The organism is Streptomyces sp. TE5632, from assembly GCF_054061295.1.
Window position 1 is genome coordinate 6,274,164 of record NZ_JBSSEA010000003.1, and the last position, 22,535, is coordinate 6,296,698.

Annotated in this window: 20 protein-coding genes and 8 pseudogenes; 13 read left to right on the forward strand and 15 right to left on the reverse strand. The window is 68.2% G+C overall.

Annotated elements, in window-relative coordinates:
- Positions 1–80 precede the first annotated feature (80 nt).
- The 3 genes and pseudogenes from ACVW19_RS33915 to ACVW19_RS33925 all read right to left on the reverse strand — a co-directional run bounded on the left by ACVW19_RS33915 (position 81) and on the right by ACVW19_RS33925 (position 2,608).
- Entirely contained in the window at positions 81–1,358 is a 1,278-nt protein-coding gene (locus ACVW19_RS33915) for a GAF domain-containing protein (protein ID WP_457464421.1), read from the reverse strand.
- A gap of 184 nt (positions 1,359–1,542) precedes the next feature.
- Positions 1,543–2,069: pseudogene (locus tag ACVW19_RS33920) on the reverse strand (IS6 family transposase); the annotation flags it as partial.
- Positions 1,979–2,608 (reverse strand): serine hydrolase domain-containing protein, encoded by a 630-nt coding sequence (locus ACVW19_RS33925; RefSeq protein ID WP_457464423.1) that lies wholly within the window; start codon positions 2,606–2,608, stop codon positions 1,979–1,981. The gene ACVW19_RS33925 and the pseudogene ACVW19_RS33920, both read right to left, overlap by 91 nt.
- Before the next feature lie 406 nt (positions 2,609–3,014).
- Between ACVW19_RS33925 and ACVW19_RS33930 the strand changes: the two genes are divergently transcribed.
- Positions 3,015–3,230 (forward strand): DUF4177 domain-containing protein, encoded by a 216-nt coding sequence (locus ACVW19_RS33930; protein ID WP_389149329.1) that lies wholly within the window; start codon positions 3,015–3,017, stop codon positions 3,228–3,230.
- Here ACVW19_RS33930 and ACVW19_RS33935 read toward each other — a convergent pair.
- Positions 3,163–4,299: a helix-turn-helix domain-containing protein gene (locus tag ACVW19_RS33935; protein ID WP_457464425.1), complete on the reverse strand. Its 1,137-nt coding sequence runs from the start codon at positions 4,297–4,299 to the stop codon at positions 3,163–3,165. The two genes, ACVW19_RS33930 and ACVW19_RS33935, sit on opposite strands and share 68 nt — an antisense overlap.
- Between ACVW19_RS33935 and ACVW19_RS33940 the strand changes: the two genes are divergently transcribed.
- Complete coding sequence (locus ACVW19_RS33940; protein ID WP_457464427.1) at positions 4,265–4,888, forward strand: SMI1/KNR4 family protein; 624 nt, start codon at positions 4,265–4,267, stop codon at positions 4,886–4,888. The two genes, ACVW19_RS33935 and ACVW19_RS33940, sit on opposite strands and share 35 nt — an antisense overlap.
- Positions 4,889–5,179: 291 nt before the next feature.
- Here the strand turns inward: ACVW19_RS33940 and ACVW19_RS33945 are convergent, their stop codons facing one another.
- A complete protein-coding gene (locus ACVW19_RS33945) occupies positions 5,180–6,163 on the reverse strand; it encodes an ArsR/SmtB family transcription factor (RefSeq protein ID WP_457464428.1) in 984 nt (327 codons plus the stop codon).
- Between the two features lie 402 nt (positions 6,164–6,565).
- On the opposite strand from ACVW19_RS33945, the gene ACVW19_RS33950 reads away from it, so the two are divergent.
- Positions 6,566–7,027, forward strand: a complete 462-nt coding sequence (locus ACVW19_RS33950) for a hypothetical protein (RefSeq protein WP_457464429.1) — start codon at positions 6,566–6,568, stop codon at positions 7,025–7,027.
- Between the two features lie 161 nt (positions 7,028–7,188).
- Here the strand turns inward: ACVW19_RS33950 and ACVW19_RS33955 are convergent.
- A pseudogene (locus ACVW19_RS33955) lies at positions 7,189–7,512 on the reverse strand (hypothetical protein); the annotation flags it as partial.
- A 93-nt stretch (positions 7,513–7,605) separates the two neighbouring features.
- Here ACVW19_RS33955 and ACVW19_RS33960 point away from each other — a divergent pair.
- Positions 7,606–8,040, forward strand: coding sequence for a hypothetical protein (locus ACVW19_RS33960; RefSeq protein ID WP_457464430.1), 435 nt, complete (start codon positions 7,606–7,608; stop codon positions 8,038–8,040).
- Positions 8,041–8,413: 373 nt separating this feature from the next.
- Here the strand turns inward: ACVW19_RS33960 and ACVW19_RS33965 are convergent, their stop codons facing one another.
- The 3 genes from ACVW19_RS33965 to ACVW19_RS33975 form a co-directional block, all read right to left on the reverse strand.
- On the reverse strand, positions 8,414–9,700 hold the full coding sequence (locus ACVW19_RS33965) for an RNA polymerase sigma factor (RefSeq protein ID WP_457464431.1): 1,287 nt from the start codon (positions 9,698–9,700) through the stop codon (positions 8,414–8,416).
- A 32-nt stretch (positions 9,701–9,732) separates the two neighbouring features.
- Complete coding sequence (locus ACVW19_RS33970) at positions 9,733–10,083, reverse strand: YciI family protein (protein WP_457464432.1); 351 nt, start codon at positions 10,081–10,083, stop codon at positions 9,733–9,735.
- 360 nt (positions 10,084–10,443) lie between these two features.
- Entirely contained in the window at positions 10,444–11,424 is a 981-nt protein-coding gene (locus ACVW19_RS33975) for an ankyrin repeat domain-containing protein (RefSeq protein WP_457464434.1), read from the reverse strand.
- Positions 11,425–11,923: 499 nt separating this feature from the next.
- Between ACVW19_RS33975 and ACVW19_RS33980 the strand changes: the two are divergent.
- The 5 genes and pseudogenes from ACVW19_RS33980 to ACVW19_RS34000 form a co-directional block, all read left to right on the forward strand.
- Positions 11,924–12,160: pseudogene (locus ACVW19_RS33980) on the forward strand (helix-turn-helix domain-containing protein); the annotation flags it as partial.
- A 795-nt stretch (positions 12,161–12,955) separates the two neighbouring features.
- Positions 12,956–13,197: pseudogene (locus ACVW19_RS33985) on the forward strand (transposase); the annotation flags it as partial.
- 338 nt (positions 13,198–13,535) lie between these two features.
- Complete coding sequence (locus tag ACVW19_RS33990; protein WP_457462088.1) at positions 13,536–14,777, forward strand: IS256 family transposase; 1,242 nt, start codon at positions 13,536–13,538, stop codon at positions 14,775–14,777.
- 30 nt (positions 14,778–14,807) lie between these two features.
- Positions 14,808–15,236, forward strand: a pseudogene (locus ACVW19_RS33995) (AAA domain-containing protein); the annotation flags it as partial.
- 376 nt (positions 15,237–15,612) lie between these two features.
- Positions 15,613–16,248, forward strand: coding sequence for a DUF488 family protein, N3 subclade (locus tag ACVW19_RS34000; RefSeq protein WP_457464894.1), 636 nt, complete (start codon positions 15,613–15,615; stop codon positions 16,246–16,248).
- Here ACVW19_RS34000 and ACVW19_RS34005 read toward each other — a convergent pair.
- Together ACVW19_RS34005 and ACVW19_RS34010 are read right to left on the reverse strand one after the other, a co-directional pair.
- Positions 16,245–17,018, reverse strand: coding sequence for a hypothetical protein (locus ACVW19_RS34005; RefSeq protein ID WP_457464436.1), 774 nt, complete (start codon positions 17,016–17,018; stop codon positions 16,245–16,247). The genes ACVW19_RS34000 and ACVW19_RS34005 overlap by 4 nt on opposite strands.
- A gap of 226 nt (positions 17,019–17,244) precedes the next feature.
- Positions 17,245–17,586: pseudogene (locus tag ACVW19_RS34010) on the reverse strand (HNH endonuclease family protein); the annotation flags it as partial.
- A gap of 47 nt (positions 17,587–17,633) precedes the next feature.
- Between ACVW19_RS34010 and ACVW19_RS34015 the strand changes: the two are divergent.
- The 3 genes and pseudogenes from ACVW19_RS34015 to ACVW19_RS34025 all read left to right on the forward strand — a co-directional run bounded on the left by ACVW19_RS34015 (position 17,634) and on the right by ACVW19_RS34025 (position 18,497).
- On the forward strand, positions 17,634–17,840 hold the full coding sequence (locus ACVW19_RS34015) for a hypothetical protein (RefSeq protein ID WP_457464437.1): 207 nt from the start codon (positions 17,634–17,636) through the stop codon (positions 17,838–17,840).
- Positions 17,841–17,849: 9 nt separating this feature from the next.
- A pseudogene (locus ACVW19_RS34020) lies at positions 17,850–17,948 on the forward strand (restriction endonuclease); the annotation flags it as partial.
- 231 nt (positions 17,949–18,179) lie between these two features.
- Positions 18,180–18,497: a hypothetical protein gene (locus ACVW19_RS34025; RefSeq protein ID WP_457464439.1), complete on the forward strand. Its 318-nt coding sequence runs from the start codon at positions 18,180–18,182 to the stop codon at positions 18,495–18,497.
- 29 nt (positions 18,498–18,526) lie between these two features.
- Here ACVW19_RS34025 and ACVW19_RS34030 read toward each other — a convergent pair whose 3' ends face one another.
- The 3 genes and pseudogenes from ACVW19_RS34030 to ACVW19_RS34040 form a co-directional block, all read right to left on the reverse strand.
- A complete protein-coding gene (locus ACVW19_RS34030) occupies positions 18,527–18,745 on the reverse strand; it encodes a hypothetical protein (RefSeq protein ID WP_457464441.1) in 219 nt (72 codons plus the stop codon).
- Between the two features lie 168 nt (positions 18,746–18,913).
- Positions 18,914–19,051 carry a hypothetical protein gene (locus ACVW19_RS34035; protein WP_457464443.1) on the reverse strand — a complete coding sequence of 46 codons (138 nt, stop codon included), beginning with the start codon at positions 19,049–19,051 and terminating at the stop codon, positions 18,914–18,916.
- 36 nt (positions 19,052–19,087) lie between these two features.
- Positions 19,088–19,928 (reverse strand): annotated as a pseudogene (locus tag ACVW19_RS34040) (IS5 family transposase).
- Between the two features lie 269 nt (positions 19,929–20,197).
- Between ACVW19_RS34040 and ACVW19_RS34045 the strand changes: the two are divergent.
- The gene (locus tag ACVW19_RS34045) at positions 20,198–20,560 is read left to right on the forward strand and encodes a hypothetical protein (protein ID WP_457464444.1); all 363 of its coding nucleotides are present in this window, start codon (positions 20,198–20,200) and stop codon (positions 20,558–20,560) included.
- Positions 20,561–20,636: 76 nt separating this feature from the next.
- On the opposite strand, the gene ACVW19_RS34050 is transcribed toward ACVW19_RS34045, so the two are convergent.
- Positions 20,637–22,220 carry a hypothetical protein gene (locus ACVW19_RS34050; protein ID WP_457464445.1) on the reverse strand — a complete coding sequence of 528 codons (1,584 nt, stop codon included), beginning with the start codon at positions 22,218–22,220 and terminating at the stop codon, positions 20,637–20,639.
- Positions 22,221–22,535 lie beyond the last annotated feature (315 nt).

Consider the following 22,535-nt stretch of genomic DNA (forward strand, 5'->3'; position numbering starts at 1 on the left):
GGGCCGCCCGCCGTCGGGCAGCTCTGCGTCGGAGCGTAAGGACGCGGACGTTGCATCCACGTTGCGGATGGGCAGCGGCGCTACCGGCCCTCGAAGCGGACCCGGCCGTCCGGGGCCGCCAACTCCGATTCGAGTGAGGCCAGACGGGCCCGGTTCGATGCCGTCGGTCGGGCCGTGACCAGCGCCCGCCACACGTCCAGGTCCTCTTCGCCCCACGGCGCGTGGGCCCAGTCGGCCAGCAGGTCGGCGTCCGAGCGGGCGATCAGTGCCGCGCGCAGGCCGTCGGCGAGGCGGCGCCTGAGCCGTACGACCGCCGGTGCCTGGGAGGCGGGCAGCAGTGGGCCCGCATAGGCGGCCAGGGCGGTGGTGACCGCGCCGGCCGCCAGCCGACGTTCGACGGCGGCGATGTCCGACTCCAGGGGTGCCGTGAGCCTGTAGGGGCGCGACTCGAGCAGTCCCGGGCCGAGCACCTGACGCAGTCGGGCGAGCTCCGCGCGCAGCGTCACCGGTGTCACCGACTCGTCCTCGTACAGGGCGCACAGCAGTTCGTCGCCGGTCAGGCCGTCGGGGCGCCGGGCCAGAAGGACGAGGATCTCGCTGTGCCGGCGGCTGAGCCGGATACTGCGGCCACCTGCTGTCAGCACGGCCTGGTCGCGGCCCAGTGTCGTCAGTCCGGGCCCACCGCTGTCCGGGCGCCTCGGGGCGAGCAGCGCCAGCTGGGATTCCGCTGCGCGTGCCACGGCCTGTACGAAGCCCAGGCTGTGCGGATGCGCGAGACCGTCCCCGCCGGTGATGTCCACGGCACCGAGCAGCCGCCCCGTGTGCGGATCGTGAACGGGGGCCGCCGCGCACGTCCACGGCTGCACGCGCCGCGCGAAGTGCTCGGCCGCGAACACCTGGACCGGACGGTCCACGGCGACCGCCGTGCCCGGCGCGTTCGTCCCGACCGCGCTTTCCGCCCACCGCGCGCCGGGCACGAAGTTCATCCGCCCCGCCTGTCGCAGCGTCGACGTGTGTCCCTCGACCCACAGCAGTCTCCCGTGCGCGTCGCACACCGCCAGCAGATGCCGGCCGTCGGAGGCGAACGTGCCCATCAGCTCCCGGAACAGCGGCATCACATGAGCCAGCGGGTGCTCGGCGCGGCAGGCCCCGAGGTCGCCGTCCGTCAGTTCGATGTCGGCGGTACCGTCCGGGTGGACCCCGGCGCGTGCCGAGCGCCGCCACGAGTCGGCGACCACACCGCGCACCGGGCGCGGCACCGTGCCGGCCTCGGTGAAGGTCTCGTGCGCCAGGTGCAGCACGCGTACGCGCTCGGCAGGGTCGGCCCCCGGTTCCAGGGCTACCCAGGGATCGGTCAACGTGGCCTCCGCAGGGCGATGCGCTGGGAACATCGTCGCCCGGGGCGTAGGTGGCGACAACCGTTTCGACGGGGGCGGTGGCCTCCTGCTGCCGTCGACCGGTTTTCCCGTACGCGTGTTCGCTGAACGGACGGTCACCACCGGTTACTACCCTTGACGGGCCGACAGCATCTGAGGGTGCGCGGTTGCGGAAGCCTTTCATGGCGCGTTCGTGTTGCCGGGTGGGCTGGTGGGAGTTCTCGGCCCGGTTGTTCAGGCCCTGGTGCGAGCGGTGTTCGACCGACGGCGTCACCGCGCGGTGGGCGGCGCCGCAGGAGCGGAGCTTGTCGGTGACGCCCCCCGGGGTACCGACCTGGTCTTCTTCATCAGCTTCCGGAAGAAACGCCTGGCCGCGGCCTCGTCCCGCCGGTTCTGCGGCAGGATGTCCAGCACGGGAACGTGCTGGTCCACGGCCCGCCACAGTTACCGCTGCACGCCGTTGAGCTTGACGAATCCCCCGTTCAGGTGCCCCTTGACACCAGGCCCGGGACGGCTTCGACGTAGAGCAGCGGCATGAGCCGGGCCGAACCGGCGCGTCCACCGGTGGACTGTCTCGTGGCTGGCCTCGATGCCGCGCAGGCTCAGGTTGAAGCGGTGGTACGGCCACATGCAGGGGGAGATGACCTCCGGCGGGAAGCGGAAACCCCGGTACGACGGCGTCCCCACGGACAGCCCTTCCAGCGATTCGACCAGACGGGTGATCGTGCCGCCCGAGAAGGCCGCCACTCAACCTGACAACGTCCGCGGAACCGCTGGGCCGGCGGGTGGCCGTCCGCCCTCTCGGCGGCCAGGCCCCGCAGGGCGTAGTTGGTCTTGCTGTACTGGTAGGGCGCGTCGGGCACGGAGTTCGGCGGGCACCGGAACGCGATGGCCGACATCTGCTGCCGCGTCACGGCCTTGCGCGGGTCGGCGTCCATGCGGGAGGCGAGTTCGGGCGCCTCGGTGTAGTTGTAGAGCCCGCTGCGCGTCTTCAGCAGGTCGGCGATGGCGATGTGTTCGCCGTCCGGCACTCCGGGAACGTAGGCGGACGCCGGGTCGCTCGGCCGGAGTCTGCCGTCCTGGGCGAGGAGGAGGATCAGCGCCGCGGTCATCGTCTTGGTGTTGGTGGCGATCCGGAAGTGGTTGCTGGTGGTGGGTGGTTCGACCGTGCCCAGCTCAGTTGTGCCGACGGTCGCCCGGAAGGTTTTCTGTGGGGTGCGGAGCAGGACCACCGCGCCGGGAACCGTGAGTCTCTTCGCCGCACGCTCCGCGGCGGACCGGAACGCGGCTGGATCGATGGGCTTCAGCGCCCACGGAGTGGGGTCGGAAGCGCTCGCCGTCGCCGCAGGTGGGGCGGATGCGTCGGAGAAGGCCGTGAGACCCGGCCCTGAGGGCGCAGCCTGCGATCAGCAGGGCCGCGCACGACGCCGGCAGAGCCATGCGGCGGGCGGTGCACAATGTCTCAAGACCGGCTCCCGTCCGGCCTCGTATGCCGCCACGACCATGAGAGCGGTGGCCAGACGTGCAAATCCTTCGGGAAAGAGGGGCCGTCGGTGTGCAGTGGCGCCCGGGGATGATTGTCTGGCGTCGGCAATCTCACCCCCGACCCGGCCCGGCCGGCAGGAGGACTCCGCAACCGTGAACAGCCCCTACGCGTACGAATACAAGGTCGTCACCTTCCGCGAGTCGTTGATCGGCGACGCGCTGGACAGCGACAAACTGGAGAAGGTCCTGAACAAGCATGCCGAGGACGGTTGGGGTCTCAAGGCCATCACCTCCGCCGATGTCAAGGGCCGCATAGGTCCCGGTGCCGTCGAGGGACTGCTGCTGACCTTCGAGCGTCCGCGCGGATAACCGGACTGCCGTGGCCGGGCCCCGGGAGACGGCCCAGACTCGCGGGCGCTCCGCTCCAGACGGACAAGGCCCAGGTGGTGTCGGGTCGTGTCGTCACGGGCGACTGCATCGCGGATGCGGCGGCGATGGCGCTGGAACCGGTGGGTGTGCCGGGTCCGGGGGCTGCTGGATGGTCGAGGGCTCGCTGTTCCTCGACTGCACGGGTTCTTGCGGTTGCACTGTGCGAGCCCTGTCGTTGCGTCGGCTGTTGGCGGCGGGTGCGGAGGAGCTGGTGGGGGCACAGGGGGAGGGTGGGGGAGCGGCCCGCGCCAGTCAGGGTGCTGACTTTCAAGAGCACGACGTTGGAGGAACTTGCCCCGGATGGGACTGCGCGGTTTGGCCGTAGCGGTGGCCGGATGATGCGGCGGTGCCAGCCGGGGTAGCGGCGGCCCTGGTGGTCGCTGATCGTGGTGGTTTTGATCGTGTTCTGCCTGCGCTTGCCAGAGACGAAGGCCCGGCGCCCGGGGCGGTGCGCCTGCGGGCGGCGGACCTGGGTCTCGGTGCCGTCGATCCTCAGCGTGACGTTCTCGGCCGCGGCATAGGCGAACACGTCCTCCAGCGTCCGTAGCCGAAGGCCGGGCCGGTCCGGCACCGCGAATCCACGCGCGGCCAGCAGCGGACGGATCTCGCTGATCGCCCGCCCGATGGTGGAAGAACCCACCTCGTAGATCACTCCGAGTGCCTCGTGGGTCAGTCCCGTCCGCAGGCGGACGAGTGTCACCAGGACCCGGTCGGTGAAGACCAGCTCGTACTTCGGACCGGCGCCGGCTTTCCGCCTCCGGGCCACCGCTCGTGCCGGGTTGCTTCGCACCGTGCGCTCCAGCGTGTCGCGAGCTCGGCGACCAACTCTCCCAAATGACGAGCCGAGATGCCGCAGAACGCACGGTGCGACATGGCGGCACGAGCCTGCTTGATCTTCACACCTCAAGAACCTGGCGGGGCGCATCCATGTCACGCAGAGTGCTGACGGATTGCTCGCGTCTACCCTCACCTGTATGACGACCGATTGGATAGCGGAATACCAACGCATGGCTCAGGGGCGGCGCTTTGATGAGCTCAGCCGTCCACCCGCGAGGCAGGTCGCCTCCCCGCCACCGCTGTCCGAAGCGGAGATCCGCGAAGCGGAGGCGGAGTTGGGCATCGCGTTCCCGGACCAGTACCGAGAGTACTTGCTCCGGCAGAGCGCCGGCGGCGCGGTGAACCGCCTGTGCCGATCCGCGGCAGGCTGGGGCTGGCATGGGGACTCAAGCACCAACTACGACTTGCTCACCACTGACTTCCCGCATCCCGACTCCTACCGTGCTTACGAGGATGAGCTGGACGCGCGCGAGCCGCTGGAGCAGGACTTCCCGGACCACGACGCCTACCGGGCGGCATGGGAGCAGTGGGACGCCGAGTACGGGGTGTTCCAGGAGCGCAAGACGTCCGGCGCTGTATTCATCCAGGAAAACGGCTGTGGCTTCTCGACCCTGCTCGTTGTCACCGGTCCGCACCGGGGCTCACTGTGGTTTGACGGCCGGGCCACCTGCGACCAGATCCTTCCTTTGAACCTGGGCGGTCAGCCCGTGTCGTTCATGGACTGGCTCGCTCGAAGGTCCATGAGTCTGGTTGGCTGGTGAACGCGGCCGGGCGGAACCGGTCCGGCAGCCCGGTCGCAAAATCCTCGCCCCGACCACCGATGAGAACTCGGTCAGGCTAATCGCGGGTCAGGTCGTTAGAAGTGAACGGAGCCACACGCTGCCCAGCGACACCGTGTTCCGTTGGCCGACAACGTGCTGGCCCAGGGGCGGTTCAATCGCCGGTGAACGCCCAGAAAGACGATCGATCCGCGCCCTGGCGTAGCCAGACCCTCCCCGACACCGTTGTCCGCCGCCGCGCCACCCGCCGCGGGTCGGGGTTGAGTAGCGACCTTATTCAGGGTTCGCGGCTAGCAGAGTTGCGCCCAAGGGGGTGAGGACGTGGACCGTCTTGTTCGCCCATCGGTGGGAGGTGATCAGGTCCGCTTCGCGGAGGGCAGTGGCGTGCCGGCTGGCTGCGGGCGGGGCCAGGCCGATGCGTCGAGCCAACTCTCCTGTTGTGCAGCCGTTCTCGATACTGCGTAAAGCGGCGGCTCGGCTCGCCCCGAGAAGGCGTTCGAGAGCCTGATGTCTGCGGAGATCGGCCTGGCCGTCTGCTGTCCACCATTGCGGACCTCGTGAAATGGGATAGACCAGTACAGGTGACAGGGCCGGGTCGATGAGGGTGACCGGAACGCGCCAGCAGAACGCTGACGGGATCAGCAGTAAGCCTCGCCCATTGAGATGGATGTCGCGATTGGCGGGATAGTCGACCTCGAGCACCGGCCGCGTCCACCGCATGGTCGGCCGGAAACTGTTGAGCAGTGCCTCGACACCGCCCTCGAGGACGGCCCGTGCACGCACCGCTCGGTCTGCATCGACAAGTGCCTGGATTCGTTGCCAGGTGGGAGCGACAGCGCACGTGTAGTAGGCGTGGAGCGCTTGGCCGAGCATTCGGAGTGCTGTTGGCTCGCCATCGGACAGTGGGCGCATCCACGTAGGCCTGCTCGGCAGGACAGTCAGCTCGTCGCGTAGTCGATGAATTGGCGTGGAGAGCACAGCGTCTATGCCTGCTGCCAGGCCGTGAGTTGCCTGAGCGGGGGTAAGGAAATCGGGGAAGTCGCTCTTGGGAGGAGCGAGGTAGCGGATCAGACGAACCTGTTCCGACGGGAGCTGACGAAGCCGGAGGCGGGCCTGTGTACGCCAGCCGTTGAAAACGGCTTGTCCGTCGCGGTTGCCCAGGAGATTCGCACTGAGTACCGCCTCCCACAGCGGGTCCGGTCCTGGTGCGAGCCTGGTGCGGAGTAGGTCTTCGCCAGTGAAGTGCACTCTGAGCATCGCTGTCCCCCCTGAATGCATTGATGCTGATCTTGCATGCCTTACATGTCACTTGACCAGTGTTTTTTCGTCCAGATGCAATGACCTCCCCCAGGTCGACTTCGCCCTAGCATCCTGGGCTTCGCAACACCTCGGGGGGAAACCGAAGGGCGATATGACCAGAAGCGGTACGCGCATCACCCGGCACTGCCGGTCTCTTTCCGAGCCCGGATCTGCACCACCGCACGGGGAGAGCGGCTGGTTCCTTTCTGCTCGATGGAACGGGGCTGGCGCACCTGCTCGCGGTCCGGGCGGCTGGTCGTGTGGCATGGCGTTTTACTCCGAGTTGCGGCCTGCCGTACCTGGCGGAGGCCGATCCTGTTGCGATGGCACGCACGTTTGACACATACCGAGGAGATTGAGATGAGTTTGATGCGTACCAGGGCGTCGGCTACTGCAGCGCTGCTGTTCGGGGCGGGACTGGCAGGAGTGGTGGGGACGACAGGCACTGCGCAGGCGTCGGTGGCCGAGTGCACCAACGGCGCCAACGGGTTCGTTAGCATCCCCTACAACAAGAGCGGAAGCGTGAAGACCAGCGTTTCTCTCGGCCGCACCACCGTCCAGCTGCACGTCGGCCCGATCAACGGCAAGGACTACGGCTGGGCGAAGATCACCGGATCGACGGTGAAGGGCGACCAGGTGTGGCTGGACTGGACGACAACCGGGGGCAATGGGTGGCTGCAGTGCGGCCCCTGGTCTGTGCAGAGCGATGGGGCCCCCAACACCAGTGCCGCCCAAGTGGTCAAGTACACCGACTCCCAGTGGCTGTTCCGGGCCTGCGGCAAGCAGGTGGGTGGCACCAGCAAGTGCACCGGTTGGTGGTAACGGGCATCAGCGAGCAGTAACAGCGACAACGGCGGTGTGCCGTGGACTCCACGGCACACCGCCGTTGTCGCGTCCTGTGCAGCGCTTCGGCCGCAACGGGGCGTTGGCACGTTGGTGGGGGTGTGACCGGCTGATGGCGTGTCAGGGCGTGTCAGGGCGTGTCAGGGCGTGTAGGGGTCGGGCGGGGGTCTGGGGCACGCTGCGGCGGGCAGGGTGCTGGCGCCGGTGATCTGGTCCCGGATCGCGAAGCGGGCGGCCATCTCGGTGCGGTACTCGGGGGCGGTCAGCAGGTGTCGCCGGGGCCTGAAGTGGGGCGAGATGCCGCCGAACGCGGCTAGGAACCGCTGCGCTCCGCCGACACTACGGAAGCCTTCCATGGCGCGTTCGCGCTGCCGGGTGGGCTGATGACCTTTCTCAGCCCGGTTGTTCAGGCCCTCGGGACAGCGGTGCCCGACCGAGGGCATCACCCCACCCCGGGCCGCTCCGAGTCAAACAGAGACGCTGGAGTACGATTCCCGTTCGATTGACCGTACGGCTCTGGGGGACGGGTCTTGAGCGCCCAACTGAGGTAAACAGCAGTGCAGTTGGCAGACATGTTCTGGCGCCGGCACACCGTGTACCGGGACCGGGCCGGGGGTGTGGTCATCCGGGGAGAGCATGTGCAGCGCTGGATCAGCCTCGCCCCCTCGGGCCGCAGGGACGAGATCCTGCTCCGTGCGGGCCGTATCCGCGACGGCGGCACCACCGCTCCGGCCCGTTCGGAGACGGTCCTACCGCTCGGTGCCGGCACCGGCGAGCTCGCCACGGCCTGCCGCTGCCTGCTCGCCGAGACCGCCGCCGACCCCGCACCGCCCGCCCCGGCGGCTCCCGGCCGGGCCCGGCGGTTCGGGAAGCCGAAACGAACCGGGCGGAAGGGGAGACGGATGAGCCTGGTCTCCTGGATGATCCTCGCCTGTGTGGTCGGCGTCGTCGCCCTGTACGCCTACAGCACCGCGAGGACCGGCACGCGCTGAGCAAAGCCCGCAGACCCAGGGGACCATCCGCCTCGCCCGGGAACACTCCGCCCACGAGACGCCCGGCTGCGATGTGTCGGGTTCGTTTCAGTGGAGTGGCCAGCGGTCGTCGTCGGCCGCTGCCGGCCGTCTTCCCGCCGGCCGCGGTGGGAGTGTGGGACGGTCCGCCCCTGGACACCGGGGTGGCACGGGCATCGGATTTCACTGTCGTGAGGTGGTGTGCCCCGGGTGGCTCGCCGTCATGTAGCCGAGAGGTCGCAGGCTTACGCACGGTTCTGCACCGAGTAGCCGGGGGATGGGATTCCCCCGGCTACTCGGCGCAGACAGGTGGTGCACGTGGTACCGACGTATCAACGACCTGAGGGTTGCGCCGTCAGGTGCCGGCTTCGTCGTCCGGTCCGGATGACAGGACCGTGTTCAGCCTGCGCCTCAGGTGGTCCCGTTCGGGTTCGGTGCCGGCCAGGTCGAGCGCTTCCCGGTAGGCCGTGGCGGCCTCGGGCAGCCGGCCGAGCCGGTGCAGCAGGTCTGCCCGGGCGGCCGGGTAGGGGTGGTAGCGGCGCAGCGCCGGCTCCTCGGCCAGCTCGTCGAGCAGCGCCAGGCCCGCCTGCGGTCCGTCACGCATCGCCACCGCCACCGCCCGGTTCAGCGCGACGACGGGGGACGGGCTGAGCCGGAGCAGCACGTCGTAGAGCGCTGCGATCTGTGGCCAGTCGGTGGTCGCGAGGTCGGCGGCCTCGTCATGGAGGGCGGCGATGGCGGCCTGCACCCCGTACGGGCCGGGTGGTCCGCCGGTCAACGCAAAGACCGCCAGGCCGCTTCCCTCCTCGATCATCGTGTGGTCCCAGCGGCCGCGGTCCTGCTCGTCGAGCAGCACGAGCTTGCCGTCCGCACCGGTCCGGGCCTCGCGTCGCGCGTGGACCAGCAGCATGAGCCCGAGCAGGCCGGCGACTTCCCGCTCGGCAGGCATCAGGTGGCGCAGGATCCGCGCCAGCCGGATGGCCTCCTGCGCGAGGTCGAGCCGCTGCAACCGCGGGCCCGAGCTGGCCGCGTACCCCTCGGTGAAGATCGAATAGATGACCTGCAGGACCCCGGGCAGGCGCTCCGGCAGCTCGTCGGCACCGGGCACGCGAAACGGGATACGGGCCTCGCGGATCTTCTTCGCCCGGACGATCCGCTGGGCCATCGTCGCGGTAGGGACGAGAAAGGCCCGCGCCACCTCGTGCGTCGTGAGCCCGGCCAGGCAGCGCAGGGTCAGCGCCGTGCGGTCCTCGGCCGCAAGGGCGGGGTGGGCACAGGTGAAGAACATCTGCAGCCGGTCGTCGGGCAGACCGCCGTCACCGTCCGCGGGCGGGGCGGGATCGGCCCGGTCCGCCTCCACCTGCAGGACGGCGAGGCGGGCGGCGTATGCCTGATCCCGCCGCAAGCGGTCGACGGCCTTGCGCCGCGCCGTGGTCAACAGCCAGGCCCCGGGCCTGGCCGGGATGCCCCCGGCCGGCCAGTGCACCAGAGCCGCCTCCACGGCCTCGGAGGCAACATCCTCGGCCAGGTCGAGATCGCCGAAGCGGCGGACGAGGGAGGCCAGCAGCCGACCGTGCTCCTCACGGAACACCGACTCCACGGACGACTGGACCGGCGCCGGGCGGGGCGACCCGAGGGGCATGTCGGTCCCGGTGGCCCCCTCGCCCTCCACCGTCAGGCCCCGAACTCGGCGATCGGACGGACCACGACCGACCCGCTGCCGCGCGCGCCGGGGCAGCGGGCGGCCCAGTCGAGTGCGACGTCCAGGTCCGGTACGTCGATGACGTAGAAGCCGCCGAGGACCTCGCGGGTCTCGGCGAACGGCCCGTCGGTGACGGTCCGCCGACCGTCCCGGCCGACCCGTACCGTGGTGGAAGTGACCAGACCGGCCAGCGACTCCCCAAAAACCCAGATCCCCGCGTCCTTCACTTCCTTGTCGTAGACCATCCAGTCCTCGACGCTGCACTCGGCGGCCGCGCCCTTCTCGTCGATCGCAGCGGCATTGATCAGCAGCATGTACTTCACGGTCCGGCTCCTGTCAGGTCCTGTGGTTCCCTCGCACGGCGGGTCGCCGTACACCATGACGACGAACGGGACGCGGTCGGATCGACACCTCCCCGAAGATTTGTCGATCGGGCGGATCCAGGCGCCCGCTGGACACACCGTGCTTCAGTGCGATGTGCCGGGTTCGTGTCAGTAGGGCGATCGGCAGCCGCCGACGGCTGCTTTCCTCCGCCTTTTCGCTGGTCCCGGCGGGGGCGGGCGACGGTCCGCTACTGACATGAGGGTGACACGGGCACCGGGTCTCACTGTCACGGCGCGGTATATCCCATGGTGTTCCACCGACACGAGGCCGAGACATCGCAGATACGGCTGCTCAAGACCTCAACGACACCGCACGATACGGCGCGGTCCACGGCTCAATGCCCAGCAGTCCCTGCCGGTTGCCTTGGTGATGCCTCCCATCGCGCAGGCATACGCGAGGAGGTTGGCGTCGTAGGGGAAGGTGATGCCGGGTTGCTGCCAGAAGCGGTAAAGCCAGTGCTCCGGCGGAGCATCCGCGAACGGCGTCAGAGAACCTACCTCCTCATGCCGTACCTCGGCGCCGTCGCGGTAGAGCGTGCCGAAGATTCCGCCCTTGGGGTTGAAAAAGAGGCTGCAGGTGGTGGCCGGCGCCAGCCTGCGGGCCAGTTCGTCGTCGTCCAGCTCATTCGAAAAGGGCTGGCTGATGACACAGCCCAGCGCGGTCCCGGTGACGCCAACCGCATAGTTCCCACCGGCGTCGAACAGGTCGCTCTGGTCCATCTCGGAATCCTGCTGGAATACAGGGCACTTTGCAGGATCGGCACCGAGCCGACGGATGACCTCATCCTCACCGATGACATCGGCGAAGGTCACTCCCAGGCCTTCAGTATGGATCTTCTCTGCTGAGAAGACGCTGATCAGCCGGTCCGCCCGTGTCTGCTCGGCCCGTTGCGCAACCGTCAACGGCACTGCCCCGGGCGTGCCTGCTACCAAGGGTGCAAGGCCCGTGGTCAGGGCGAGCGGCCCCGGTGTCCACTCATCCACGCACGGCCGCCACGCATCGGCTCCCGACTCCAGCAGCATCTGCACGGTCTTTTCCTGCAGGTGCTCGACTGCCCACCACAAAGGCGTACGCCCCAGTCCATCGGGTATATCCACCTCCCGCGTGTAGGCGAGCATCGCGGTCACCGCCTCAGCGGCGCCCGCCGCTGCCGCCAGATGCAGGGGTGTCTCCTCAAAGGCCCCACAGCGGGCAGTCGGAGACTCCCCTCCCGCAAGCCGCGCCCTGACAGATGTCAGATCGTTCCAGTCCTGGAGATGCCAGAAGTCTCTCGTACCCATCCCGTGATCATCGCAAACAGCACTGACAGCGACCGTGATGTGTCAGGTGCGCGTCAGTGGAGTGGCCGGCAGTCGCTGCCGGCCGCCACGACACCCCCCAGGAGCCGGTCCCGCAGCTGAACCGTGGGCCCGGCTCGGACCCGCGGTCCTCAAGTCGCCGATGCCCTTTGCCTGTCTCGGAAGCAGGGACGACGCCCACGTGTCACGATCGCCTCATGGAACCCACCGAAGCAGGCACTGGGCTTCCTCGGGGCATGGGAGCGCCGGCGGCTCGCGCTCTCGCAGCCGCGGGATACACCGATCTCAGTCGGCTCGCCGGCGTGCCCGAGGAGGAACTCAAGGCCCTGCATGGCGTGGGCCCGAAGGCTTTGTGTGTGCTTCGCGAGGCCCTGGCGGAGCGTGGCCTCAGCCTGAGCTGACGGGAGCGTCCTCTTAAGCACCGCGTTCCTGCACGTCAGAGGGCTGCACGGTGAGCGCTTCAGTTGGCGAGTCACGCCAGGTGCAGCGCTCGGTCACAGCCGTGCAGCAGGCGTTCACCCGCCCCCTCTCCACGTCCGTCGGCGCGCAGATGCGCTACCTGGAGCAGCTCAAGGGCACCCGCGCCGTGGCCGACGCGCTCGGTGTCTCCCAGCGCACCGTGGAGCGGTACGTGAAGGACCAGATCCGCCGGCCCCGCCCGGACCTCGCCCGGCGCCTGGAGGACGCCGGGCGCGCCCGCTGGCGGCTGTTCCTCCGCGTAGCGCAGGAACCGGATGGTCCACAACGCCAGTGCCTCGTCCTCGGGCGTGCAGTCCTCGATCGGTGAGGCGAAGCGGGCAGGCACACGCGTGGCCCGGTCCTGGGTGTCGACCAGCAGGCGAAGCACCCAGCTCTCCAACGCGGAATGAAGCGCCGGGACGCCGACGCGGTCATCGTCCTCGAGATCCGAGTAGCACAGCATGACCATGTGAAGCTCCTTACCTGTAGCGCGTGATGAGGCTGCTATCCCTAAGGACCGGCCTGAAGGCGAACCGGCAATCACCCCGCGATTTTTCTAAGTGATCTACGTCACCTTGCGGTTCTCGGGGGCCCAGCCTTCGGAGCCCGGGACGAGCCACGCCACTGCATCGGGCGGCCGAACTGGCCGGCCCGCCCGATGGATCGCGACACACCGGGACGAGGCTGCAGTTGGCCACACCCTCCACCCATCACAGGCGCTCCCTGCCTGCCGGCAGTAGACCGCTGCCCCATGCCCGGTGCAGCGGGTCGCAGAGCACAGCCTTCAACTCTTCCGTCTCCGTGGCATCTTGCCCGTACACGGATTGGCGGCAGAGCGGCCACAGCAGTGTGGCGGAGTTTCGGGCGCGTCGCGCACTGGGGTGTGGATGTTGGTTTATGCACACTCGAGGGGCGGTGGCTGCAGGTGCCGAGCGGGGAAGCAGAGGATCGGGGTGGCTTGTGGCGAGGGAGGCTTTCGAGGAGTTGCAGACCGGCGAGCTCGAGCCGGCCACATTTGATCTGTTGCTGCGTCTGGATCACGATCGTCGCCTGCTTGCCAAAGCCCCGAAGAAGACAGGACAAGGCCGTAACTCTGCTGCTGCCAGGTGCGGATGGTCGCGGGGCGGCCCTGACGGGATCATCGGCAGGCCGTGAAGGGCGTGTTGTGGCGGTTACGAACGGGGGCGCGCTGGCGGGACCTGGCCCGAGCGTTATGACCCGTGGCAGACGGTCTACGAACGCTTCGCCCGCTGGGAGCGGGACGGGACTTGGGCGAGGCCGCTCGAGCACGTCCAGACGACGCGGTGGAGTGGACGGTGTCGCAGGGCCGATTGGAGTCGCCTGGGTGGGCCACTGGACGCCGCCCTAGCCCTCGGGCCCGACCGCCTCAACGGAAGGCATCATCACGGCCACAGGGTAAACAGGTCACGGGGCCCGGTCTCCCGCGAGAGGGACGGGTTCGGGGTGTGACCGACACCGTCAGTGCGGATGGCGTCTCTTGTTGTGGTGTAGCCGATCAAGTGGGGGGCGTGCGCCGGGGTGCACGGGGCGGGGAGCTTCCGCTCCCTGCCCATGAGGCGGGCCACCATGCAACTCTCCTTGGCAAACGGGCAGTTCAACCCAGGAGGTGCACGGTGGCCCTGTCCCAGCATGACTTACTCCGGCTGCTGGAGTCACTACGTTCGGCGGATGGGCTCGAACTCGTCCGCGGTGTGGCCGAGCGGATGCTGCAGGAGTTGATCGAGGCCGAGACCACTGCCCGGATCGGCGCGGAGTGGAACGAGCACACCGACACCCGCACTGCTTTTCGCAACGGCCACCGGGACAAGACGCTGACCACCCAGGCCGGCGACCTGGACCTGGCCATCCCCAAGCTGCGGTCGGGGAGCTTCTTCCCCGCACTGCTGGAGCGCCGTCGCCGGATCGGCCAGGCGCTGTACGCGGTCATCATGGAGGCTTACGTCCACGGCGTGTCCACGCGGTCGGTCGACGACCTGGTCAAGGCCCGCGGCGCGGACACCGGGATATCCAAGAGTGAGGTCTCGCGGATCTGCCAGGACCTGGACGGCCAGCTGACCGTGTTCCGCAGCCGGCCCCTGGATCACGTCCGCTTCCCGTACGTGTACCTGGACGCGACCTACTGCAAGGCGCGGGTCGAGCACCAGATCGTCTCCCGCGCCGTGGTCATCGCCACCGGGATCACCGAGGACGGCGGCCGGGAGGTGCTGGGGGTGATGGTCGGCGACAGCGAGACCGAGGTGTTCTGGACCCAGTTCCTGCGCTCCCTGCGTGAACGCGGTCTGACCGGGGTCCGGCTCGTGATCGGTGACCACCACTCCGGGCTGGTCAAGGCCATCCGGAAGGTCATGCTCGGTGCGGCCTACCAGCGCTGCCGGGTCCACTTCCTGCGCAACGTGTTCGGCGTGATCAACAAGGATGCCGCGGAGATGGTCGCCGCGACCATCCGCACGATCTTCGCCCAGCCCACCGCCGACGCGGTCCGCACCCAGCTCGACACCGTCGCCGACATGCTCGGCACACAGTTCCCGAAGGTCAAGGCGATGCTGCTGGAAGCGAAGGACGACCTGACCGCCTTCGCGGTCTTTCCGGAGCGACATTGGAAGAAGATCCAGTCCACCAACCCGCTGGAGCGGATCAACCGCGAGATCAAGCGCCGCACCGACGTCGTCCAGGTCTTCCCCAACGACGACGCGCTCCTGCGGCTGGTCACCGCCGTGCTCTTCGAGCTGCACGACGAGTGGATCGCCTTCCCCCGCCGCTACCTGCCCGAGGGAAGCATGGACCAGATCTACCCCACCGAGCGCCCCGAAAGCGCCCCCGCGCTACCCAACACCACCAACACAACGTCTGATTGATCGGCTACACCACGACAAGGGACATGACCCGCCCTGCTGCCGGGCGACATCGCCATCGGCACCGCCCACCGCAGCCAGGCCCACCACATCCGCACGCTCCTGGCCCGCCAACACCCCCAACTCCACGGCATCACCATCGACACCGCCAACCGACTCCAAGGCTGCGAATTTCGCGTCACCATCGTCCTGCACCCCCTCTCCGGCCGCGGCGACGCCTCCGCCTTCCACCTGGAAGCCGGCCGCCTGTGCGTCCTCACCTCACGACACCGCCACGCCTGCATCGTCGTGACCCGCGCAGGCATCCCCGAACTTCTCGACGCCCACCCCTCCAACGACCCCGCACACCCCGGAGCCGCCTGCAAGGTCCCCGACGGCTGGGAGGCCAACCACGCAGTCCTCGCCCACCTGGCCGACCACACCATCCACGCCCGGGCACAGCCCGGCCGCCGACGCGGATGAGCAGCACGCGCCCGCAACGTGCGCATCGACCGGGCTGGGGACGCTGCGCGGCGGGGATGAGGAACTCGATCGCGACCAGCACCCACATCGCGACACGCAGCGCCCGCAAGGTGCCCCGTCCATATCCGTTGCCCCCTCCGGTCGGTAGGGCTAGGGGCCGTGCTGACCCAGCCCCAGCATCAACAGGCTGCCCTCACCCGAAGGAGTGGAGGTCAGTCACCATCCCCGAAGTGAGCGGAATCGAACGGTGGCGTACTCGTTGCAGTCAGCGAACACCCGGTGCGCCCACCTATTTCAATGGGCCCTAGGATCGGTGGCCATGGCGGGACGACCCACGACGGATGCGCTGCAGCGAGCACAAGGCAAGCGGCTGGCTATGCACCTGCGCCGACTCAGGTCGCAGCGAGACTGGAGCCGCGCACAGTTGGCGGACATTGCAGGAATCTCACCGCGGACGCTGGAGCGTATCGAGGCTGAGACCACATCCAATCCGGGACTGTTCACCGTGGCGGCCCTGGCCGATGCCTTCGGCGTGTCGGTCGACGAACTGGTGCGGGAAGCGCGGGGCGCCGCAGAAGCCGGGATCGTGTCGGCCGGGTACGAAGGGCGAAACATCGAGCAGTTCGTGGAGCAGCTGCTGGCCCGCAACGTGAGGACGGTGGCCGATGTGCGGCTCACGCCCCTCAGCCGCAAGCCGGGCTTCAGCAAGAACAAGCTGACCGGCGCGCTGACGGAGGCCGGCATCGGCTACCGGCATCTGCGGGCACTGGGCAACCCCAAGGAGAACCGCCCGCCGTTCTGGGAGGGACGGGCCACGGAGGGACGGGCCGTCTTCCGGAGCCTGCTCGACAAGGACCCCGCGCCGCAGGCTCTGGACGAGCTCTTCGCCCTGGCGGCCAAGGAGACGGTGGCCGTGCTGTGCTTCGAACAGGACGAGGACCGCTGCCATCGCAAGGTCATCTGTGACATGGCCCTGGCCGATCATGGCCTGCCTGTGACCGCCCTGGGCTAGAAGAGCTGGAAGCGATCCATCACCCCGCGCGGCGGGTAAAACGCTCCCAGCAGCATGAACTGGTGCGGCCGTTTGTGCAGGTTGCCGACGAAGAAGTGCAGGTCCCGCTGCGGACCAGCGATCTCGGTGAACCACCGCTGCCGGATCTTGTCCTCCAGCACCCCAGGCGCGTACAGGTGACGCCACTTCAAGTACGCCGCCCCCGCCTCCCAGTCCAGCAGCCCGATCTCGTGTCCTCTGCAACTCTCGTCATCACAGCGGAAGCTGTAGACGAACCGGTAAGGCAGTGCCTCCAACGCCTTGCGCTCCTGGTCGAAGATGTTCATCTGCGAGGCCATCATGTCCTGCCACGCGGACCGGTCATCGGCCTTGACCAGCCGAAAGCTCTTGACCTCAGCGGGCCGGAACACCCCCAGCGACGTCCCGTTCGCCACTTGCTCCCGCTTGATCTGGCACAGCGAGTCCGCGACGAGCGGACGTACCCACTCAGCCCGCCGTTCCCACGACCTGTCACTGGTTACGTGACCGACGACCTCCAGCGAATCCAGCACCGGTCGCCGGCTCTCCGGCCGGTCATCCCGGGAGTGGCCGGAGACATCGACCTCGACGATGTCGTACTTGTGGAACTGCTTGGACTGCTCCATGTCCCGGAACGGGACCGGGAATAACCGCACATGCTCCGGCCGCGGAGTATCCATCCGCACCCCGGCGACGCAGACCGTCTCGTTGTACTGCCGCGACAGCGTCGGGTACGCCTTCACCGTCACCATGACCCGGATGCGTTCGGCCTCCATAGCTCCCCCTCTATGTGCCCCGACACCAGGATCAGTCCCGGCAAGGGCACAGCGAAAGAGCGCCTAGTCTCTGGCCACAGCGTGGCCAGCCGTCTTATAGGCCGCATATCCGGCTCCGGCAGGGCCGTGCCGGAGCCGTCAGACGCCAAAAAGGTCCCCGAACCACGGGTTTCAGCAACCCTTCACAGGCCTAGCCGTATGGTCAGCGGACTCGGGTGACCTCGATGGGCGCATCGGGACAGGTGTCGAGGATCGTGGAGATAGCCGTCTGTTCGGCGGGGTCGACGGCGAGGCTCCACCTGGTCTTGATGGCGACCCAGTCGGTTGCGTAGGTGCAGCGGTACCCGGTGGCCGGGGGCTGCCAGGTGGTGGGGTCCTGGTCGGCCTTGGACCGGTTGCTGGCTGCGGACACCGCGATCAGCGCGCGGGCATCGTCGAGGTCGTTGGCATACGCCTGGCGTTCGGCGCTGGTCCAGGCAGAGGCGCCGGAGTCCCATGCTTCGGCAAGCGGGACCAGGTGGTCGATGTCGAGGGCACGGGCCTGGCTGAAGTAGGAGTCGTCGTACGGCGAATACCAAGAGCCTCAGCCCGTTGGACCTCCCCGCCGAAGGCGCCGGCCTGCAGGAGCGGCCAGGATTCGTTGATCTCCCGAGCGATATCCGGGGCGAGGCCGACGTCGTCGTACCCCCACCAGCCCTCCAGCAGGAAGTCGCCGGACCACGGGTTCGCGTGGAACTCGTGCTCGCTGTCCATGGCAATCAGGGAGGCGAGGAACTCGAACCGGTGGAAGCCGCCTGATAGGCGCCGGAAGGCACCGCCCGCTGCGCCCAGAACCGCGCCCGCCTCGTACGGGCCCTCTACACGCGGCTGGACCGCCTCGCCGAACCCGCCCCGGCCACCACGTAGTTCGGCAGGGGGAGGGCCCCAAGATCGCAGGACCTACATGCACACCAGTGCGATGCCGCAGCTCAGAACCCCCGGGCATCGCACCCCAGTGCGTGTAGGGCCTGGCACGACGCTGCTGCGGGGGTGAGGGCGACAGTTACCTTCCGGCTGGCTCCGGGCTGGAGGATGGCTAAGTGGTGCGTTGGCGCCCTCAAACTGTGGCAATCTGGGTTCCGTTGGGGGGATCAACTGATGATCAATTACGCGTGCACGGCGTGTCCTTTTCAGGCTGAAGGTCTCGAAGATCTGCAGCGGCACTCACAAGAGACGGGCCACGTCGGCATCTGCAAGAGCGAGGCCGCGTCAACTGGAGGCAAGCTCTCCAAGCTCACCAAGCGTCTGGTGGTAGCTCAGGGCGCGACCCTTACTGCCCTCGGAGCCTCCATCTGGGCATGCACGTACCTGTACGCCAAGTGGCAGGTCGCAGAAGATGAGATCGCCTACCTGAAGTCACCCAGTGGTGCAGGCCGCAACCTCAAGAACCAGGCCAAGGGTCGAGACATAGAGTGAGCTGGGTGGGGCGAAGCCTGCGCCGCTGCTCACCAGCCGTCGGGTGCGCTGCCCACCCACGCGATCGGTCGGCCCTCGCTGTTGCGGCCCCAGTGCGGTTCCTCCATCGAGGTCTCGTGACCGTCGGGCAGGACGCAGATCCGCCCCCAGCTGCCGTGCGTGCCCGCGCAGACCTCGATGAGCCGGGCCGCGTCGCCACCGCCACGGCCTGGTCGTAGCGGTCCTGGAACGGCTGGAGACGGGCGCACAGCTCCAGGCCGAGCTCCGTCTCTGCCGCCTCCACTTGGGCCCGCGCCGCCTGCACCCCGGCGTCGGACAGCGCAGCCGAGATGACGTCCTCCGCCTCCGTGAAGGCCCTGGTGCTGGCGTGCCGACGCACAGCGTCCTGCACGCGCCGCTCTTCCTCGGGCCGGTCATCACGCCGCTCCTTCCGTGGCCGCCCACTCCAGCCCGAGGCCGGCGAGCGCGGCGAGCTTGTCGACGGTCAGCTTGGGCCGGCGGCTCTTGCTGTTGGTGAGGAACACCCCGAGCTTGACCTCCGTCCCGTCCGGCAACGCCTCTACGTGGGCCCTAGGTGGTGTCTTCAAATGTCACGCCCACATCAGGAGCGAGGCAAGGGTGACGGCTGCCCGGTAGGACTCGACGGTCTTGTCGTAGCGGGTGGCGATGCCGCGCCACTGCTTCAGCCGGCTGAAGCAGCGTTCGACCACGTTGCGCCGCTTGTAGAGCTGTCGGTCGAAGACCGGCGGGCGCCCGCCGCGGCTGCCCCGGCGGAGCCGGTTGCGGACCTGGTCGGCCCGCTCCGCTTTGGCCCGGAATGGTGTGGGCGATGCCCCGCCGCCTGAGCCAGGCCCGGATCGCCTTGGAGCTGTAGCCCTTGTCGCCCAGCACGTGATCGGGCCGCACCCGGGGGCGTCCCGGGCCGAGGCGGGGCACCCGGATCGCCTCCATCACGGCGGTGAACTGGGTGCAGTCGTTGGTGTTGCCGCCGGTGACGGTGAAGGCCAGCGGACGACCCCATGCATCGCAGGCCAGGTGGATCTTGCTGGTCAGGCCGCCTCGGGAGCGTCCGAGGGCGGGGCTGCGGAGCCCCCTTTTCGGGCCCCGGCGGCGTGCTGGTGGGCCCGCACGACGGTGGAGTCGACCGACACCAGCCAGTCGATGTCCCCGGCCGCGTCCGCCCTGGCCTGGGCGGCCTGGAGCATCCGCTCGAAGGTGCCATCCAGGGCCCAACGGCGGAAGCGGGTGTGCAGCGTGGCCCACGGGCCGTACCGCTCGGGCACGTCCCGCCAGGCGGTCCCGGTGCGGAACTTCCCACACGATCCCGTTGAGCACCGTGCGGTCGTCCAGCCGCTTGCGGCCCCGCAGCGATGCGGGCAGCAGCGGCCGGACGAACTCCCACTCGGCGTCCGACAGTTCATGGCGACGTATCACCCGACCATGATCCACCACCCAAGACCATTTGAAGACACCGCCTAGGGACCTTCGTAGAGCCCGTGCGGTCTTCCGCAACGCCCCTTTCGAAGGCGCTCACGGGCGTCGTGGACGGATCTGCGGACACGTCCGGCTCCACTGGGGCCGGAGCCGCGGCGAGCCGGGCAACGCCGACGGCCTCGAGGCGCTCGCGCTGCCCGTCGGCCAGGGCCAGCCCACACCTCGGGCTTCCGCTGGCGGGCCAGCCACTTACCCACGTCTATCCCGTGCACGGTGAAGCCGGGCAGGACCTCTGCCGGGCCTTCCTCGTCACGCACCAGCTCGCGCAGCGCGGCGTAGCGCCTCTGCCACTGAGGCTCCTGCGGGATCGCCAGCAATTCCACGGCCTCTTCATCGTGAGCCCGCAGCCCTTCGAGAACTTTGACCAAAGGGCGGTACGAACCCGAGGTGAACATATCCTCCGGCGTTTCATCGGGCTGGAGGAATACCGGCACGATCAAAGAGGTGAGCTTTCTCTGTCCGGGCATCTGACGCAGCGCGCGGTCGATCGCCTGCACGCTGTCGTGCGGCGCACCCTTGGGGTCCAGCAGGGCCACGGAGCCCACGGCGCGGATGTCGATTATCTATAGGTGGGGGAGTACGAGGGACCTTTGCTCTGTTTGCCCCAGCAGGCGGTATTGGATCCGCGTTGTCGACGCTGCGCGATTAGCTTTCAGCGGTGCGGTTGTTGAGACGTCGGATGGTGTCTGCGGCTGTACCGCCGAGACCAGGGTGGTCGCGGTAGAGGGCGAGCAGTTGGAGGGAGGAATGATCTCCTACGCGAGCGAGTAGGCGCAGCACGGTGGCGGTGCGGTCGTCGGGCTGGGGGTGGGGGAAGAGCGAGGTGAGGTGCTCCGGGGCGTTCAGGCCATGGTGCAGAACGGTGCGGATGTGGCCGGGGAAGGAATCGACGATGAGGCCGAGCGCGCTCGTACGGATGTCTTGGGCGAACATGGCAACAGACTGAAACTGCTGGAGCGGGTCAACGGCGGCGTCCAGGAGAAAGGTAGTGAGCTGCTCCCACAGCGGAATGCAGCGTGCGTATCGGTCATCTGAGTGGAGGTTTGGGCGGTGAAGCCAGAACAAGATCTGCCCGTAGCAGCGCCATGCTTCTGCGTCGGCGCCTTCGTGGCTGCCCAGCATCGGGGGAGGGATCTCCAGGTGTGCGGCGCAGCCTTCGATGCCGAGCAAGTGGCAACTGATCGCATTCTGGCGGAATGGATCGGGCACGTTCATATGTGACGCCCAGTAGCGGAAAGCTGGCAGTGCGGCTGGGTCCTTCGCGCGTATGAGCTCCTTGAGGACAACGTCTGTGAACAGGCTGGCGTCTCCTTCCCGCACTGCGAGGATAAGCAGCGCGCGGCGTGCGGCCGGCTCAAGAGCATCGATTGCCTCGATAAACGGCGCAGAGATCACTTCCTCGAACTGGCTCTCCACGACTCTTTGAGCACGGGAGTGGGCGTCGGTCTGCTTGGGGCTGGCAAGGAGAGAAGAGATCTCCTCGATGATGTCGTCAACGCTGTAGGGCGAAGTGAGCTGACCGTAAACGTGCAAGGCGTCGACGAGCATCGTGGAGACCCAGATGTTGTCGGTGTGCACGTCGTTCAGCAGCTCGATGACTCGGGTCTCGGTGACCTCGTCCACGGTGGTGCGGATGGAGGTGAGCAGGTCGAGGCCTGCGAACCGCAGGTGGCTGGCCTTGGTGGCCCACGCGTGGCTGAACAGGGCTGGCGCCAGTGCAGCTACTTCGCTGGCGTCCGTCCAGCGCAGGAGGAGGCACAGCAGCATGGCCAGCCCGATGTCGTCGGCCTCCAGCGAAGCAGCCCATCTCTGGAGATCGGCTGCTCCTGCCGGCTGATGCCGGTTGTGCCCTCGCCTTGGCCACGCCAGCCGGAGCGCATGCGTGATCACCGCCGCAGGCAGCCGTGTACCGCCCGTCGACGCGATTGGCCCGTTCAAAGCCGCAGCAATCAGCCCAGCTACACGAGAGGGCGTTGGGCTCCATCCCGTGCCGCGTCGGAAGGCCTGGTCATTCTCGCGCATGAGCCGGGCCAGTGGCCCCAACAGCCGCCCGTCGCGGGCGGTGGTGCCGAGGGCCGTGAACATCGCCTGCTCGTACTCGCTCCAGCAGCGGCTCGGCTCAATGGCGTATCTGAAGTCGGACGTGCATTCGACCCTACTGGCGGCCATTGTCTCGACCGCCTCTTCCAGGCAGCGCTGGGCCTCTGCCAATGCGACGCCGTCGGCCACAGGTCCCAATCGCCCGCACAGCGCTTCGATGTGACGAATACGCTAAGGATCACTGCATGAGTGATGCGCTGAGCTGCTGATGTAGTGATCGTTGCAGGATTTCTCGTCGACGTGCCGTAACGCTCTCGGCTGGGGTTTCCATAGAGGTCCAGAAGCAAGAAGGGTCCCTGAAGTGCGAATTCAGTGATCCTTTCGGAATATAGTGATCGCGGCAGGATTCTCTACTGCCGGGTGACTCAGGCCGAGCGATTCTGCGCTGGTCAGGGGGCTGGTGGCTTGAGGGAGTGGGGTGGACCAAGAGCGCGGCTGCAGGTT

Bases quoted from the DNA above. Each gene is read 5' to 3' on its own strand.
- ACVW19_RS34000 (WP_457464894.1), top strand. From the start codon at position 15,613: ATGCACCTGCGCCGACTCAGGTCGCAGCGAGACTGGAGCCGCGCACAG.
- ACVW19_RS34025 (WP_457464439.1), top strand. From the start codon at position 18,180: ATGATCAATTACGCGTGCACGGCGTGTCCTTTTCAGGCTGAAGGTCTC.
- ACVW19_RS33965 (WP_457464431.1), bottom strand. From the start codon at position 9,700: ATGCCCCTCGGGTCGCCCCGCCCGGCGCCGGTCCAGTCGTCCGTGGAG.
- ACVW19_RS33940 (WP_457464427.1), top strand. From the start codon at position 4,265: ATGACGACCGATTGGATAGCGGAATACCAACGCATGGCTCAGGGGCGG.
- ACVW19_RS33935 (WP_457464425.1), bottom strand. From the start codon at position 4,299: ATGCGTTGGTATTCCGCTATCCAATCGGTCGTCATACAGGTGAGGGTA.
- ACVW19_RS33975 (WP_457464434.1), bottom strand. From the start codon at position 11,424: ATGGGTACGAGAGACTTCTGGCATCTCCAGGACTGGAACGATCTGACA.
- ACVW19_RS34005 (WP_457464436.1), bottom strand. From the start codon at position 17,018: ATGGTGACGGTGAAGGCGTACCCGACGCTGTCGCGGCAGTACAACGAG.
- ACVW19_RS33950 (WP_457464429.1), top strand. From the start codon at position 6,566: ATGAGTTTGATGCGTACCAGGGCGTCGGCTACTGCAGCGCTGCTGTTC.
- ACVW19_RS33945 (WP_457464428.1), bottom strand. From the start codon at position 6,163: ATGCTCAGAGTGCACTTCACTGGCGAAGACCTACTCCGCACCAGGCTC.